Origin of the sequence: Chthoniobacter flavus Ellin428, from assembly GCF_000173075.1 — a bacterium.
GTDB lineage: Bacteria > Verrucomicrobiota > Verrucomicrobiia > Chthoniobacterales > Chthoniobacteraceae > Chthoniobacter > Chthoniobacter flavus.
Genome location: NZ_ABVL01000001.1, coordinates 367,500 through 383,215 on the forward strand (window position 1 = coordinate 367,500; position 15,716 = coordinate 383,215).

General features: G+C 61.0%; 8 protein-coding genes. All 8 read left to right on the plus strand.

Annotation, left to right across the window (positions count from 1 at the left end; all coding sequences use genetic code 11):
• Nucleotides 1-14: 14 nt before the first annotated feature.
• The 8 genes from uvrA to CFE428DRAFT_RS01555 all read left to right on the plus strand — a co-directional run bounded on the left by uvrA (nt 15) and on the right by CFE428DRAFT_RS01555 (nt 15,547).
• A complete protein-coding gene (uvrA, locus tag CFE428DRAFT_RS01520) occupies nt 15-2,921 on the plus strand; it encodes an excinuclease ABC subunit UvrA (protein WP_006977651.1) in 2,907 nt (968 codons plus the stop codon).
• 11 nt (nt 2,922-2,932) lie between these two features.
• Nucleotides 2,933-5,356, plus strand: coding sequence for a tetratricopeptide repeat protein (locus CFE428DRAFT_RS01525; protein ID WP_237705416.1), 2,424 nt, complete (start codon nt 2,933-2,935; stop codon nt 5,354-5,356).
• A 106-nt stretch (nt 5,357-5,462) separates the two neighbouring features.
• Nucleotides 5,463-6,533, plus strand: a complete 1,071-nt coding sequence (locus CFE428DRAFT_RS01530) for a pyridoxal-phosphate-dependent aminotransferase family protein (protein WP_006977653.1) — start codon at nt 5,463-5,465, stop codon at nt 6,531-6,533.
• A 364-nt stretch (nt 6,534-6,897) separates the two neighbouring features.
• The gene (locus CFE428DRAFT_RS01535; RefSeq protein WP_006977654.1) at nt 6,898-11,130 is read left to right on the plus strand and encodes a beta strand repeat-containing protein; all 4,233 of its coding nucleotides are present in this window, start codon (nt 6,898-6,900) and stop codon (nt 11,128-11,130) included.
• Between the two features lie 104 nt (nt 11,131-11,234).
• Nucleotides 11,235-12,374 carry an acyltransferase family protein gene (locus CFE428DRAFT_RS01540; protein ID WP_006977655.1) on the plus strand — a complete coding sequence of 380 codons (1,140 nt, stop codon included), beginning with the start codon at nt 11,235-11,237 and terminating at the stop codon, nt 12,372-12,374.
• A 119-nt stretch (nt 12,375-12,493) separates the two neighbouring features.
• A complete protein-coding gene (locus tag CFE428DRAFT_RS01545; protein ID WP_006977656.1) occupies nt 12,494-13,813 on the plus strand; it encodes a Gfo/Idh/MocA family protein in 1,320 nt (439 codons plus the stop codon).
• A gap of 331 nt (nt 13,814-14,144) precedes the next feature.
• On the plus strand, nt 14,145-14,981 hold the full coding sequence (locus tag CFE428DRAFT_RS01550; RefSeq protein WP_006977657.1) for a hypothetical protein: 837 nt from the start codon (nt 14,145-14,147) through the stop codon (nt 14,979-14,981).
• Nucleotides 14,978-15,547 (plus strand): hypothetical protein, encoded by a 570-nt coding sequence (locus CFE428DRAFT_RS01555; protein ID WP_006977658.1) that lies wholly within the window; start codon nt 14,978-14,980, stop codon nt 15,545-15,547. Before CFE428DRAFT_RS01550 ends, CFE428DRAFT_RS01555 begins: the two co-directional genes overlap by 4 nt.
• Nucleotides 15,548-15,716: the final 169 nt, after the last annotated feature.

The following is a 15,716-nucleotide window of genomic DNA, read 5'->3' on the forward strand; positions in this document are numbered from 1 at the left end:
ACCCATCGGCGGAAATGCCAGCAGAAGTAATCAGAATCACCGGAGCACGCCAGCATAATCTCCGGAATCTCACACTCGAGATTCCGCGGGAAAAGCTGGTCGTTATCACTGGTATGAGCGGGTCCGGCAAGTCGTCGCTGGCCTTTGATACGCTTTACGCGGAGGGCCAACGGCGTTACGTGGAAAGCCTGAGCGCCTACGCGCGCCAGTTTCTCGACCAGATGCAGAAGCCGGACGTGGACTTCATCGAGGGGCTGTCGCCGGCGATTGCCATCGAGCAACGCAGCAGCGGGGGCAACCCGCGCTCGACGATTGCGACGACCACCGAGATTTACGACTACCTGCGGCTGCTTTATTCCTCGATCGGTCAGCCGCACGACCCGTCGACGGGCGCGCCGATCAGCAAGCTGACGCCCCAGCAGATCGTGGATCAGATCGTGGCTTACCCCGCGGAGAGCCGCATCGTGCTGCTCGCGCCGCTGGTGCAGGACGAGGTCGGGGAGTTTCGGGACGTCATTGAGAAGCTGAAGCGGGAGGGCTTTGTGCGGGTGCGAGTCGATGGGGAGATCATCGAACTGGGGCGCCCGGAGCCCATTCGACTGGAAAAAGGGAGCAAGCATCGGATCGAGGTGGTCGTGGATCGTTTGGTAATTCGGGAGGGAGTGCGGACGCGGTTGGCGGATTCGGTGGATACGGCTTTGAAGTGGGGCGGGAATCGGCTGGCGGTGCTGCGCCGGGTGGGCGAGGCGTTGCCGGAAGTCTGGGATGAGTTGAAGTATTCGATTGATTACAGCAATCCGAATACCGGATTCACGTTACCGCAGCTCACGCCGAAACATTTTTCGTTCAACAGCCACTTTGGAGCGTGTCCGATGTGCCATGGTTTGGGCACGGAACTGGTGTGCGACGCGGAGTTGATGATCCCGGATCAGGATAAATCGCTGACCGAAGGTGCGGTGGCGCCATGGGCGAAGGCGGGCAAGCGCATGCAGGGCTACTACAGCGGCGTGCTGGAATCGCTGGCCAAGGAATATCGCGTCTCGATGGAGGCGCCTTATCGGGAGTTGCCGGAGAAATTTCAGCAGGCGCTCTGTTTCGGCACGGGTGAGCGCGTGGTGACGCTGAACTGGGGCGAGAATGGCAAGCGCACGAAGGTGGAGAAGCCTTTCGACGGGTTGGTGGCGTCGTTGCAGAATCTTTACGACACGACGGAGAGCGAATTCACGCGGCAACGCATCCGGCAATACATGAGCCGGCGGACCTGCTCGGCGTGCCAGGGGGCGCGATTGAAGCCGGAGATCCTCGCGGTGACGATTCGCAGCGATGCGCTGGGGGATGCGGGGTTGCTTGGAGAGCGGAATATTCACGGCTTCTGCCAACTGACGATTGCGGATGCGGGACGATTTATCGAAGAGCTTTCGATGAATGAGCAGCAGCGCTTCATCACGAGTGAAGTGCGGCGGGAGATCGCGGCGCGGCTGGCCTTTCTCGTCGAGGTGGGGCTGGGCTATCTTTCGCTCGATCGCGAGAGCGGCACGCTCAGCGGTGGCGAGGCGCAGCGTATTCGGCTGGCAACGCAGATTGGCTCTGGATTGGCGGGCTGTCTTTATGTGCTCGATGAGCCGAGCATCGGTCTGCACCAGCGCGACAATGACCGATTGATCGGCACGCTGCGGCGACTGCGCGATCTGGGGAACTCGGTGATCGTCGTCGAGCACGATGAGGACACCATTCGCGCGGCGGATCACATTCTCGATCTTGGGCCCGGCGCTGGTGCGCGCGGCGGGCAGATCGTGGCGCAGGGCAATCTCGAACAGATTCTCGCAGTTGAGAATTCGCTGACCGGCCAATATCTCGGCGGCAGGACGCGCATTCCCGTGCCGCGGCATCGCAAGGCGCCGCAAGGGACATGGCGCACGCCGGATTCGCCCGGATGGCTGACCTTGCGCGGCGCGACGGAGAATAACCTGCGCGAAGTGACCGCGGCGTTTCCGCTGGGCTGCCTCACGTGTGTCACGGGGGTGAGCGGCAGTGGAAAGTCGACGCTGGTCGACGATATCCTGCGGCGCGCGTTGTTTCGCCATTTCTATCGTTCGAAAGAACGTCCCGGAAAACACACCAAGCTGCACGGCTTGGAGCAGATCGATAAAGCGATCGTCATCGACCAGACGCCGATCGGCCGCACCCCGCGTTCGAATCCCGCGACGTACACCGGTGCGTTTGGGCCGATTCGCGAACTCTTCGCCAATCTGCCGGCCTCGCGCATTCGCGGCTACGATGGCGGGCGCTTCAGCTTCAACGTGAAGGGCGGCCGCTGCGAAGCCTGCGAAGGTGACGGCATGAAGAAGATCGAGATGCACTTCCTCGCGGATGTGTATGTCGAATGCGAGGTCTGCCGCGGGCGCCGCTACAATCGTGAGACGCTGGAGATCACCTATAAAGGCAAGAACATCGCCGACGTTCTCGACATGACCGTGGACGAAGCCGCGCGCTTTTTCCGCAACGTCACGCAAATCTCCGACAAGTTGCTCGCGCTGGAAGACGTGGGGCTCGGCTACGTGCATCTCGGGCAGAGCGGCACCACCCTGAGCGGCGGTGAGGCCCAACGCATCAAACTCGCGACCGAACTGGCGAAGAAGGCCACGGGGCGGACGGTTTACATCCTGGATGAGCCGACGACCGGCCTGCACTTTGCGGACATCCACAAGCTGCTCGAGGTGCTGATGAAGCTGCGTGACTCGGGCAATACGCTCATCATCATCGAGCACAATCTCGAGGTGATAAAGTGCGCCGACTGGGTGCTCGACATGGGCCCGGAAGGGGGCTCGGGCGGCGGACAGATTGTCGCGCAAGGACCGCCGGAAAAAATTGCCGGGGTTGTCGAGAGCCACACGGGCCGCTATTTGCAGCGGATGCTATGACGCGCCGCCTGTTGCCTTTCCTTTTTTGTCTCGCGACCGCCCCACTGTACGCCGACGACCCGGCGCTGCTCGTGGAGGCGCGGCAGGCTCGTGCGGAAGCCATCCCCGAAGTGGCCGTGCAAAAGCTGCGCGTGCTGCTGAAGTCGAACGATTTGCCGGCGGACACCCAACGGGCGGCCAATTACGAATTGGCGGCTGCGCTGCTGGCCGCGGATGAACTCGAGGAAGCGGAATCCGTCGTGCAGCCGTTGGCGGACGCAGGCGATCCCGCGGCGCGGTTGCTCCAGGCGAACATTTTCGCGGGTGATGGACGCTGGCCGGAAGCGCTGCCGGTTTACCAGTCGCTGGCCGATTCGGCCGACGTCGGCGAGGCCGCGCAACTCGGTGCGGTGGAATGCTTGCAGGCGCTCGGGCGGATCAACGACGCGGCGAAGATGCTGGAAAAATTTACCGCGGAGCATCCGGCGAACGTCGGCGCGCGTCTCCGTCTGGCGAGTCTCATGATCGATCTGAAGAAGGTCTCGCAGGCGGATGAAATCGTGAAGAACGCGACGGCGGTCAGCGGCACGGAGGCGAAATGGAAACAGTATCTCGAAGCGCGTTTGCTGCTCGCGCAGGATCAGGCAGCGCCTGCCCTGCTGGTTTTCGATGAACTGCAGCAAAATCCCGCGGAACTCACGCAGAGCCTCTTCTTCGGCGCGGTGCTCGGCAGTGCCGAGGCGCGCGCGGTGCTGAATGGCTTCGAGGCTGGCGACAACGTGCTGGAGCGGTTCATCGCACATCATGACGACAGCGCGTATCTCGAGGAAGCGTTTGACCGGCTCGACGAATTGTACGCGCAGGAGGAGCGCCCTTCGGACACCGAACTGCGGAAGTGGGCGGCAAAGACGCCGCCGCGCCGCGCGGCCCTGGCGAAATACTATCTCGCGCGGATGTACCGGCGCCTGCACAAGACCGACAAGGCGCTCTCCACGCTCGATAGTTTCATCCTGGGCAACCCAACGAGCCCGCTGCTCAATTCGGTCTATCTTTTGCAGGCCGATCTGTATCTGGACAAAGACAATCTCCCCGCGGCATTGCACGCGCTCGATGAAGCCGGACGCCGGGCGCAGAATGAGGCGGAGCGAGCGGAGATCGAGATGCGCACTGCGCTGGTGCACTATCGCCAGGGTGAATCGTTGCTCGCGGAAATCTTCTTTCACCGCGCCGCCCAGGGCTCGGAAAAGCTGCGGGTGAATGCCACCTTCGACGCCGCGTTGTCGGCACTCAACCGCCGCAATTACGAGAGCTTTTTCAAGGATTACCGGGACCTCAGCAACCTGGCGCCGAACAGCGCACTGCGCAGCGATCTCCTGCTGGAGGAAGGCTTCGCTCAGGCGCGGGCCGGTGATCCGCACGCGGGAGACACCATCGAGCTTTACCTGCACAATTTTCCAAAGCATCGGCGCCAGAACGAAGCGCAGGTGGCGCTGGCCGAGCTGGCGTTCGCGGATGGCGATAAGCTGGGCGCTGGGCGGTATTTGCAGGTCGTTGACAGCTCTTCACCTGACACCGACACTGCGGCGCGGGCAGCCTGCCTCGCGGTGTTTCTCGCCGATGCCGAAACGCCGCCAAACCCGGCGAAAGTCATCGAGCGCGCGCGCAAATTCCTGCACGACTTTCCGCGTTCTGCCTATCTGCCTGAAGTGCGAATGAAGCTCGGGCAGACGTATTTCAGCACCGGTGACCATGCGAATGCGGAGACGCAATTCACCTTGATCGCGCGCGAAAATCCCAACGGCCCGTATACGGAGACCGCGCTCTACCTCGCGGGGCAGGCGGCGACGCAATGGCTGGATAGCGGCGCGGTGGATCGCGCCCTGCGCCTCTTTGATGAAGTCGTGAAACTCGACGGCCCGCTCAAGCTCTACGCCCGGCAACAGCAGGCCATCGTGCAAAGCCGGCTCGGCAAGGAGGGTGAAGCCGTGACGATCTACGACCTGATTCTTTCCGCCCAACCGGCGCCGGACCCGGAATTGCGCTACGCCGCGATGTGCAGCAAGGGCGACAATCTCCGCGCGATGGGACGCAAAGAACCGGCGCAACTGGAAGCGGCCGTGACCGTCTTCGATGAACTGGCCGCGCTCCCGGGAGTCACGCCGACGTGGCGCAACCAGGCCCTTTACAAGAAAGGCCTCACCTTGGTGCAACTCAACCGCGAGCCCGAGGCGCTCACCGCGTATTACGACGTGCTCGACAAGACCGTGGCCGAGGGGCGTGAGTTTTTCTGGTTCTACAAGGCGGGTTTCGACGCCGCACATCTCTTCGAGCAAAAGGAAAATTGGAAGGCCGCCATCGGCATCTACCAGAAGATGGCAAAGCTCGAAGGCCCCCGCGCCGCGGATGCCCGCGCCCGGCTCAATCAGCTCCGGTTGGAAAAGTTCATTTGGGAGTGACGTGAACTTTTCGATTTCGAATTTCGAAATTCGGATGTAGAAACACCGCCCCTTTCCGTCCTGCGACTTTGCGGAGAGGCACTTCACCAATCACCATCACTTCCAAATGCCCAAGCTTTTCATTCCCGGCCCCGTTCAGGTTTCTGAGAAAACGTTCCGCGCTTTTTGCCAGCCGATGATCGGTCACCGCAGCGGCGACTTCAAAAAGCTTTACGCCTCGATTCATCCGCGCCTGCAGGAGCTCTTCGGCACGCAGCAGCCGGTGTTCCTGTCCACGTCGTCGGCATGGGGCGTCATGGAAGGCGCGCTCCGCAACCTCGTCGGCACCGGCAAGGTGCTGAACTGCATGTGCGGCGCATTTTCGGACAAATGGTTCGACGTTTCGAAGAAGTGCGGCAAGGAAGCCGTGGCGCTGCAGGTCGAGTGGGGCCAGCCCATTCGCGGCGAGCAGATTCGCGAGCAGCTCAAGCAGGGCGGCTTTGATGCCGTGACCGTCATTCACAACGAAACCTCGACCGGCGTGATGAGCGACATCCGCGAAATCGCCGAGGCCGTCCGTGAATTTCCGGAAACGATGCTCATCGTCGATACGGTGTCGTCGTTCAGCACCATGCCGATCCCGATGGATGAACTCGGCATCGACGTCCTCCTCACCGGCTCGCAGAAGGCGCTCGCCCTGCCTCCCGGCCTCGCGCTCTTCTCGGCCAGCAAGAAGGCGATGGAGCGTGCCGGCACGGTGAAGGGCCGCGGCTACTATTTTGACTTCCTCGAGTTTGCCAAGAACCAGGCCGACGACATGACCCCGAGCACGCCGAGCATTTCGCACATCTACGCGCTGCAGTCGAAGCTCGACGACATCTTTACCGAGGGCGTCGCCGCCCGCCACGCCCGCCATGCCCAGCTCAATGCCATGGTCCACGAGTGGGTGAAAAAGAAGGGCTTCGAATTCTTCGCGCCCGAGGGCTACCGCTCGAAGTCGCTGACCTGCGTGGCCAACAATCGCAACATCGACGTGCCCGCCCTGCTCGCCGCGCTCAAGAGCAAGCACGGCTTCATCATTGATGGCGGCTACGGCAAGCTGAAGGGCAAGACCTTCCGCCTGTCGAACATGGGCGACGAGACCCGCGAGACCATCACCGAGTTGCTCACCGCGCTCGACGCAGAAATTCCGGCGTAAGCCGGTGGGCGGCGGCCTCGATTGGCCGTATCCGTAGTCTAAAAATCCGCGGCTCATCTGCCGCGGTTTTACCCATTGCCAGAGGGGCAGCTTTGTGCGAGACAACGCGGTCTCGTTCCCCTCCTTTCAAGCTGTCCTAACCCTTCCCGCGCGATGGATATTTCGAAGATGATCGAATGGGCCTCCCGTGTGGCTCGCCAGGTGTTCCTTGCTTTGGCTTTATTGATCGGTGTCCTCGCCTTGGAGGTCCACGCCCCAGACCGCGGGAAGCGTGGATACGACATTCCGAGCGACAGTGACGGGCGGGCAGAACGTCGTCCCGCGCCGCTGTCGTCCAGCCCCGACGGCAAGATCGTTGTCGCCGGTGGATTTACCCACTGTCGGAACTTTCTTTCCCACCACCACTCGAAACAACATCGCACGGCTCAATGCCGACGGCAGCCTGGATGCCGGCTTTAATCCTGGCACCGGGGCAAATGGCACCGTGGATTGTCTCGCCATTCAGCCGGACGGCAAAATCCTCGCGGGTGGTCTTTTCACCACCATGAATGGTCAGGCGGCGAGCTTTTTATGTCGCTTCAATGCCGACGGTAGTCTCGATTCCGGATTCACGACCGGCATTGTAGGTAGTGAGGTGCTGGGCATTGCGCTGCAACCCGATGGCAAGATTATCGCCGTCGGTGGTTTCGGCGTCGTCAATGGCTCCAGCCAAACCCACATCACCCGTTTGAATGCCGATGGAGCGCTCGACCCAACCTTTTCGCCCACGGTCGGCGCGAACGGCCAGATCAACTGCGTCGCGCTGCAGCCAGATGGAAGGATCGTCATCGGCGGATTGTTTACGACCGTCAACGGCGCCCCGACGAATCGGATCGCCCGGCTCACGTCCACGGGACTTTCCGATAGTTCATTCAATCCCGGAACGGGCGCGAATAGCAGCGTGGTCAGCATCGCCTTGCAACCGGATGGCAAGATTCTCCTGGGCGGGTCATTTGCCACCATCAATGGAACTTCGCGCAGCGGAATCGCGCGGCTGAATAGCGATGGCACCTTGGAGAACGCCACCACCTTCAATCCCGGTACCGGCCCGGGTGGCACCATTAACAACCTGGCTCTGCAAACCGACGGCAAGATCCTCTGCGGTGGCGGTTTCTCTACCTTCAATGGTTCGCCGCGCTCCAATCTGGTGCGGCTCGGGAGTGACGGCACCTTGGAAAGTGCGGCTGCCTTCAGCGCGGGAGTAAGTGGGACCATTTACAGCATCGCACTCCAAGGGGACGGGAAGATTCTCCTGGGCGGCAGCTTTGCAGTTTCCTTCGATAATTTGGTCGTCCGTTTGTTGAACAGCACGGCCACGGCCTCGCTGACCACATCGAATCCCACTCTCGCTCAGTGGATGCGCAGCGGGGCCTGCGGAGAGATCTCGACCGCGACTTTCGAACTCTCCACCGACAACGGCAATACTTGGAGTTCCTTGGGCAGTGGTTCCCGGATCAGCGGCGGCTGGCAATGGACCGGTCCGAGCCTTCCCGCGAGCGGTTATCTCCGCGCTCGAGGATACGAGACCACCGGAGCGGGGGATGGGGCGGTCAGTCTAATTGAGCAGGTGGTCCCGTTCGGCGGTGCTTCCCAAGCGCCAGTAGCGAATACCCTACCGGCGAAGCTTACGGCCAGCGGGACCACTTCCTCCGTTGTGGACGGTGCGGTGCTCAATGCCAGCGTGAATGCGCTGGGGAACAGTACTACCGTCACGTTCCAGTATGGGTTCAGCGACAGCTACGGCGCCAGTGTCGCGGCGACGGCATCCCCCGTCAGTGGCAGCAATTTCTCGGCGGTTAGTGCTCCGATCAGCAATCTGATCGCCAATTTTACCTATCACTATCGTGTGGTGGCGGTGAGTTCCACGGGCACCACCTACGGTAATGATCTCACTTTTATCGCGCTGAACCAAAACGCCACTTTGACGACCTTGGGAGTCACCGGCGTTTCCCTGACCCCGCCTTTCAATCAATTCGCGGGAGCCGGGACCTACAATGCCGTGCTTCCGACGAATGCGACGACGGCGACGATCAACTTCACTCTTTCAGATCCAAATGCCTCGGCCAGCGTCAACGGAATTGCCTTGCCGAGCGGAACCACGGGCGCCGTGGTCGCCGTGGCCCCCGGAAATACGACCATCCCACTGGTCGTTACTGCTCAAAACGGGATCACGCAGAATACTTACCCCATCCTCCTAACCGTCCCGACTCTACCAACAGCTGCCACCGGCCACCCCGATGTCGCGGATACTTACGCCGTGTTGAAGGCCTCCGTTGACGCCATGGATACCAGCGCATCCGTCACCTTCCAGTATGGGCTCGATACGAACTACGGGACCACCGTTGCCGGACCTATCATTGGCAGCGGCTTCACCCAGATTCGAGGACTCAAGGTCACCGGCCTTTTGCCAGGTACCACTTACCACTACCAGGTCACTATAACCAACAGCCAGGGTACCGTGACGAGTAATGATGGCGTTTTCACCACGGCCCTGACGCTACCACCGGGCAGTATCGACGATAGTTTTAATCCCAATGTGACCACCATCCAGGCTACGGCCATACAACCGGATGGCCGCATCGTGGTCGGTGGCTTTTTTGGTCAGGTTCAGGGAAAAGCATTCAACAATATCGCCCGGCTCAATCGGGACGGTTCTTTCGACACGAGCTTCAGTGCCGCGGCGGACTCGATCGTGAACTGCGTGGCCGTGCAGAGTGACGGGAAAATCCTCATCGGCGGTTCTTTCTTTCATGTGAACGGCGTAGCCGTGAAAAATTTTGCGCGGCTCAATCCCGACGGGTCGCTCGATACCAGTTTTGCCGTCGCAGTGGATGACAGCGTCAGCTCGATCGCCTTCCAGCCCGATGGCAAAATCTTGATCGGTGGTTTTTTTTCCACTGTGGGAACGACCTTCCAGAAATACCTCGCCCGCCTCAATGGCGATGGTTCTCTCGACACAAGCTTTGCGCCCTCGGTCGATGTTTGGGTCGAGAGTGCCGCCCTTCAAGACGACGGCCGGATCGTCATTGGCGGTTTCTTTTCCAAGGTGAACGGTGTGGCCCAAAAAGGGATCGCTCGCCTGAATGCCAATGGCACCACGGACAGCACTTTTACCGCTACCACGAATAACGCGGTCGACAGCGTAGTGGTGCAGCCAGATGGCAGTGTCGTCCTCACGGGGCAATTCACTGCGGTGAACGGCATTACGCGCAACCATGCCGCTCGCGTGGCTTCCGATGGAACGCTCGATGCGAATTTCGACCCCAATACGGATGGGCGGGTTTTCACTGCCGCCCTCCAGACAGACGGCAAAGTCGTAATCGGCGGTTTTTTCAGCAACGTCGGAACGACCGGGCGCAATAACATCGCCCGTTTCAATACCGATGGGACGCTGGATACCGCCTTCGATCCGGATGCCAACGCAATGGTCTATTCCGTGGCGTTCCAAGCCAATGGAGAGGTGCTCGCGGGCGGGGCCTTCAACACGATGTTCGGGGAGGCGCATGAGGGTTTGGCGCTGTTGGAAAGTGATCCTGCTCTACAGATGTTGTCCGTCCCTGATCTCACGCAGATCGAGTGGAACCGGAGTGGTGCAGGGCCGGAGATCGCCGGGGTGACTTTCGATCTCTCCAACGACGGCGGGGCAACTTGGAACGCGCTTGGGAATGGCGTGCGAATCAGCGGCGGCTGGCAACTCGTCGGGTTGAGCCTGCCTTCCAGCGGATTGATTCGCGCCCGCGGTTGGGCGAGGGGCGGGAAACAAGGCGGCAGCTCGGGCATTCTCGAGCAGGATTTTTCCTATCCGCTTTCCGATCCGGTGGCGCCGCAAATCAGCGTGCAGCAACCCGCGGGCGTCGTGCTCACCTCCGGTGGCAGCACGGTCGATTTTGGTGCGCTTCTTCCCGGTGCGAACGCCGCCCAGACCTTCACCGTGTTCAATACCGGCAATGCCGATCTCACCAATCTTGCCATTACCATCGATGGTTTGAATGCGACTGACTTTGTCGTTACCTACGCGCCGGCTTCCGTCCTCAGCGCTGGCGAGAGTGCGACCTTTGCGGTGCAATTCATTCCCGGCGCGGCCGGCCCGCGCAGTGCCGCGCTGCATGTGGCGAGCAATGCCGCCAGCAACAATCCTTTCAATATCAGCCTGACCGGCACTGGGCTGACGCAACTGCAGAATTGGCGCCTGACCTGGTTTGGCACCACCTCGGCCACGGGCAATGCCGCTGATACTGCGGATTTCGATGGCGATGGCGTGCCGAATCTCCTCGAGTTTGCCATTGGCAGCGACCCGACGCATGCCACTGCGGCGCCGGGCCATATCACCCACAACGGCAGCAATCTCGTCTTCACCTACCCGCGCGCCGATGGGGCGATGGCTGATGGTATCAGCTTCATTGTCGAGTGGAGCGATTCGCTCTCGTCCAATAGCTGGAGCAGCGTCGGCGTCTCCGAAACGATTCTTTCCGACAATGGCACGGTCCAGCAGGTGCAAGCGACGCTGCCCGACGGCGGTCGGAGCCAGCGATTCGTCCGCCTGCGCGTGACGCATTAGAAGCCTCAATGCGTAAACACAGCCTGGGCTCCTGATGTATTCGATCGTCGAAGTGACAGCGGGGGCGATGGAAGGGGCACAGCTTTAGCTACGAATCCGCGCGGATGCCACGTGGCAATAGCTTCACCTTTCTTCGGCTTGCGTTCGCGCTGGCCGTTTTGTTTTCCCATTCCTTTGGGTTGGGGGGCTTTGGCGTCGACCCGTTACTCGCGTTTTCGCACGGTCAAATGCAAATCGGTGAGCTGGCGGTCCTGGGATTTTTTGTCATTAGCGGGTTTCTCATCACCGCGTCCGCTTTGCGTCAGCCGTCGATTCGACAATTCGCGCTCAATCGCGCCGCGCGCATCGCGCCCGGTTTCTGGGCGGTGCAACTGCTGACCGTTTTCGTCCTCGCCCCGGCGATCACGCTCGCGAGATACGGCCATTTCCTGGATTACTGGGGAAGCATTCTCGTCGGCCCCAATTCGGCCTGGGACTACCTGTGGCGCAACGCTGCTTTTCGGATCGTGCAGTACCCGATCACGAATCTCTTTGCGCACAATCCATTGGCGGGCGCGGTCAATGGCTCCCTGTGGTCACTGGGACCGGAGGTGACCTGTTACGTTTGTCTTGGCCTGGCGACTTTCTTCGGGACACTGCGGTGGAAATACACCGGTCCACTCTGTTTTCTCCTCTTCTACGGTTTCCATCAGCTCGCTCTGATTCGCCCGGAAACGGGGGTCGCAGTCGCGCGGGTGATGGAAAACGGTTTCATTTTCGGACTCCACCAGCCGCTTTATCGTTCGGTGTTTCTCGCCTTCCTCGCCGGGATGGCTTGTTACCAATTTCGGGAGGCTCTCCGCTGGAAGGGCTGGCTGGCGGCTGTGGCTGGTGCGGCATTGCTCATCACCTGCTGGGTGGGCGGTTTCGATTTCGCGTGGCCCATCGCCTGGCCGTACCTGGTGCTGTATCTGGCTCATCGGCTGCCCTTCGAGCGGGTGGAAAAGTGGGGCGACTTTTCCTACGGCATCTACATTTACGCGTTCCCCATTCAGCAGTGCCTCGCGCTCGCGAAGGTGCAGCGCCTTGGATTCATGGCATTCCTTGGCGCGTCGGCAATCTTGTCGATTCTGGCGGGGGCGGCCAGTTGGTTCCTGCTCGAGCGGTGCGTGCTGAGGTGGGCGCGGACATTTTCCGAGCGGTCGCGAGGGACGAAGCCGGTGGAAGTGGCCAGGCAGCTCAAGTTATTGCCCGAGGAAAGCTAGCGGTAGCCGCCAAAGATCACTGGCGCGGTGGGGCCGGGAAGAGTGGAAGCGATGCCATGCGTCCTCTCTCCCGCATTGACCGGGCGCGGGCTTTTTCTGATGTTTCACAGCCTCTCACCATGAACTCACCCCTAGACAACTCCTCCATCAATCGTCGCAGTTTTCTTCGCACCACCACCGGCGCTGCCGCTGCCCTCGGCGCACTTTCCGTTGAACGTTTCGCGCATGCCGCGGAAGGCGGGCCGCTGAAGCTCGGCATGGTGGGTTGCGGTGGCCGTGGCACCGGCGCCACGAACCAGGCGCTGCATTCCATGGAAAACATCCAACTCGTCGCCGTCGGCGAGTTGTTCAAGGACATCGCGGACAAGGCGATCAGCAATCTCTCGGCGATGAACTCGACGAAAGTCGATGTGGCGCCCGATCACCTTTTTCTCGGTTTCGATGCTTACAAGAAGGTGATCGCGGCGTGCGACGTTGTCGTCCTTGCCACGCCGCCGACCTATCGTCCGATGATGTTTGAAGAGGCGGTCCGCCAGGGCAAACACGCCTTCCTCGAAAAGCCGGTGGCCGTCGATGCCATCGGCATCCGTCGCGTGCTCAAGGCTGCCGAGGAAGCGAAGAAGAAGAATCTCAAGGTGGGCGTGGGCCTGCAGCGCCGGCACAAGCCCGGCTATCTCGAAGCGGTGAAGCGTGTGCAGGATGGCGCGATCGGCGACGTCATGTATGGCCGCACGTTCTGGGACATGGGCGCGGCGCGCGCCTTCGTGAAGCGCAAGCCGGAGTGGAACGAACTCGAGTTCCAATTGCACAACCAGTTCTACTTCGCCTGGCTGTGCGGCGACATCATCGTCGACCAGGGCTTGCACAACATCGACGTCTTTAACTGGATCAAGGGTGCCTATCCCATCACGGCCAAGGGTGTGTGCGGGGCGGAAGTGCGTCGCGGCGAGAATGCCGGCTGGCTCATGGATCACTTCGCCATCGAGTTCGAATACGCCGACGGCTCGCGGCTCTTTCACCAGAACCGGCAGATTCCGGATTGCTGGAACTACGTCGCGGAAAATGCGCACGGCACGAAGGGTTCGCTGGAGTGCATCAACGACCGCACGATCTTCAACATTACGGGTCCGAACGAGTGGCACTACCAAAAGGAAAACCCAATCATCGATCCCTACCAGCAGGAGCACAATGACCTGTTCAAGGCGATCACCCACAACGAGCCCTATATGGAAGCCGAGCGCGGCGCGAAGAGCACGATGACGGCGATCATGGGCCGCATGGCCGGCTGGAGTGGACAACTGATGAAGTGGGATGAAGCGATTGCCAGCGAGGTGCCGTTTGGCAAGGAGTTCCAGGATCTGAATGGACAGCCGCCCATCCTGCCCGAGGCGGATGGCACGTACAAGTTGCCGACGATCGGCAAATACAAGGCGATCTAAGAGACTGTGAAAAAGTGCCCGCGAATTACGCGAATGACACAAATGGGCGTATTTTTCATTGGCGTCATCTGTGTGATTCGCGGGCCAAATAATCTCGCTGCCGCTTTATTTCACAGTCTCTAAGATCGCGGTCGCTCACTGCGGATGAAATTCAGCGCCGCTCGCGCGTAGTCGCGGGCGGCGTTTTTCTTTGGCGGCTGGGTGGCCCTCGCATCAGTCCTATTCTTCCTCTCATTCCTATCCGGCGTGCCGCTTCAGCGAGTAGGAAAATCCCCGCCGACACACATTTCCGCAAGATCGGGTCTGCCCCCGCCGTATTCTCTCCCAAACCATGAATCGCTTCCCGCCCATTACGTGTCTGGTGCTGCTTGCCGCTCTCCCGGTCATCGCCAACGACGGCGCCATGCACGATGGCTCGCGCGGGCCGGAACCGCTGGAGAAAACCGAGAGCCCGGTGCGCATGGTTTCCGAGCACATCGAAGTGCAATTTGGGGCGAAGCGCAGCACGGTGCATTGCACCTTTCATTTTCGCAACACCCAGACCGACGCGCCGGTGACCCAACTCCTCGGCTTTCCCGACGAGGGCGCCGCGATTGATGGCGCTCGCCGGCGCGGTTGGCCGCTCATGGATCCGACGCTCTCGCCGATCATCCGCATGCGCACGGCGGTGAATCGCCGGCCGGTGAAATCGCAACTGCACGTGGTGGAGGTCGCGCCGGGTGAGGAGGGGGGACACTTCGCGTTTTGGGATGCGCATCATCAGCACGGCATCAGCGCCTGGTACACGCTGGAGGTGAAATTTCCGGTGGGGCGCGACGTGGTCGTCGAGCGCTTCTATACCGTCGAGAACGGCTGGACGATGCCGAGCGTGCGCTACTTCCACTACACTACCGAAACGGGTGGTGCGTGGAAGGGGACGATCGGGCGATTGCAGGCCGACGTGACGCTGCGCGATGGGCTGACCGCTTCGCGATTGGTCTGGCCGGGGACGAGTATCAGTGACTCGAAATTCGAGAAGGGGCGTCCCGGCACCACTGAGCCCGAACGCGCCGCATGGCAGGTGCGCGACGCGCGCCATCTGCGCCTGGTGTGGAAGGAATTCGAACCGCGCACCGAGCCGGAGCATCGCGGGTTTACCATCTCGCGTCGCGCACCTTCCGACGCATGAAGCCGCTTTTGCCCGGTTTCTTTGCGTTGCTGTTTTGCAGCGTGCTCTCCACGGTGCGTGCGCAAAGTGTCGCGGAGCTGCGCTGGGATCACCGCTTGGAACATTACACGCGAGCCGAGGCGTCGGCTTATGATGCGTGGGTAATCGCGCCGCCGGCGCGGGAGAGTACCGATCCGCAGGAACTCGGCGCGATTCTCGAGGCGATCTCTCACCAGCCGAACACGTCCATCGCCCATATTTTCCTCGGCGATCTGATCCGTCGTCCAGGATTCCAGGCGGCGGTGATGGATTATGTGTCCGCGCAACCCGAGTTCCAAAAGCATCCGCCGCCAACGGGCTTCGGTCGTTGGGAGTTCAAAAACAGCGCGAAGCTTCGGGTGCTGGTCGAGCAGGGCTTGCTGCGGTCACCGTTTGTCGCGGATTGCAATGCCTTGCTGGTCAAACACGGCAAGGCGGTGAAGTCCGTCTCGATGGAGAAGCTTTTCTTCACGAAGCAGGACGGCAAGTGGGGCTGGGAGGCGATCGTGTGGTTGATGATCGATCCGCCGCCGAACGGAAAAAGGTAGGGCGTTCATTGCGGAAGGCGCGTGAAACGACCACGGACGGATGCACTCCTGCGCGTCCCTCTCTTCATTTCGCCTGCGCCCGCGAAGGTTGGGGAACGCTCCCAAACGCGTCCCTCCGCTTTAACAAATCCGCGACGAAGCTTTTCAGCGATTCAGGTTTAGGTTTTTC

Excerpts from the sequence above, each read along its gene's own strand:
- uvrA (WP_006977651.1), top strand. The coding sequence starts at position 15 with ATGCCAGCAGAAGTAATCAGAATCACCGGAGCACGCCAGCATAATCTC.
- CFE428DRAFT_RS01530 (WP_006977653.1), top strand. The coding sequence starts at position 5,463 with ATGCCCAAGCTTTTCATTCCCGGCCCCGTTCAGGTTTCTGAGAAAACG.
- CFE428DRAFT_RS01540 (WP_006977655.1), top strand. The coding sequence starts at position 11,235 with ATGCCACGTGGCAATAGCTTCACCTTTCTTCGGCTTGCGTTCGCGCTG.
- CFE428DRAFT_RS01545 (WP_006977656.1), top strand. The coding sequence starts at position 12,494 with ATGAACTCACCCCTAGACAACTCCTCCATCAATCGTCGCAGTTTTCTT.
- CFE428DRAFT_RS01550 (WP_006977657.1), top strand. The coding sequence starts at position 14,145 with ATGAATCGCTTCCCGCCCATTACGTGTCTGGTGCTGCTTGCCGCTCTC.
- CFE428DRAFT_RS01555 (WP_006977658.1), top strand. The coding sequence starts at position 14,978 with ATGAAGCCGCTTTTGCCCGGTTTCTTTGCGTTGCTGTTTTGCAGCGTG.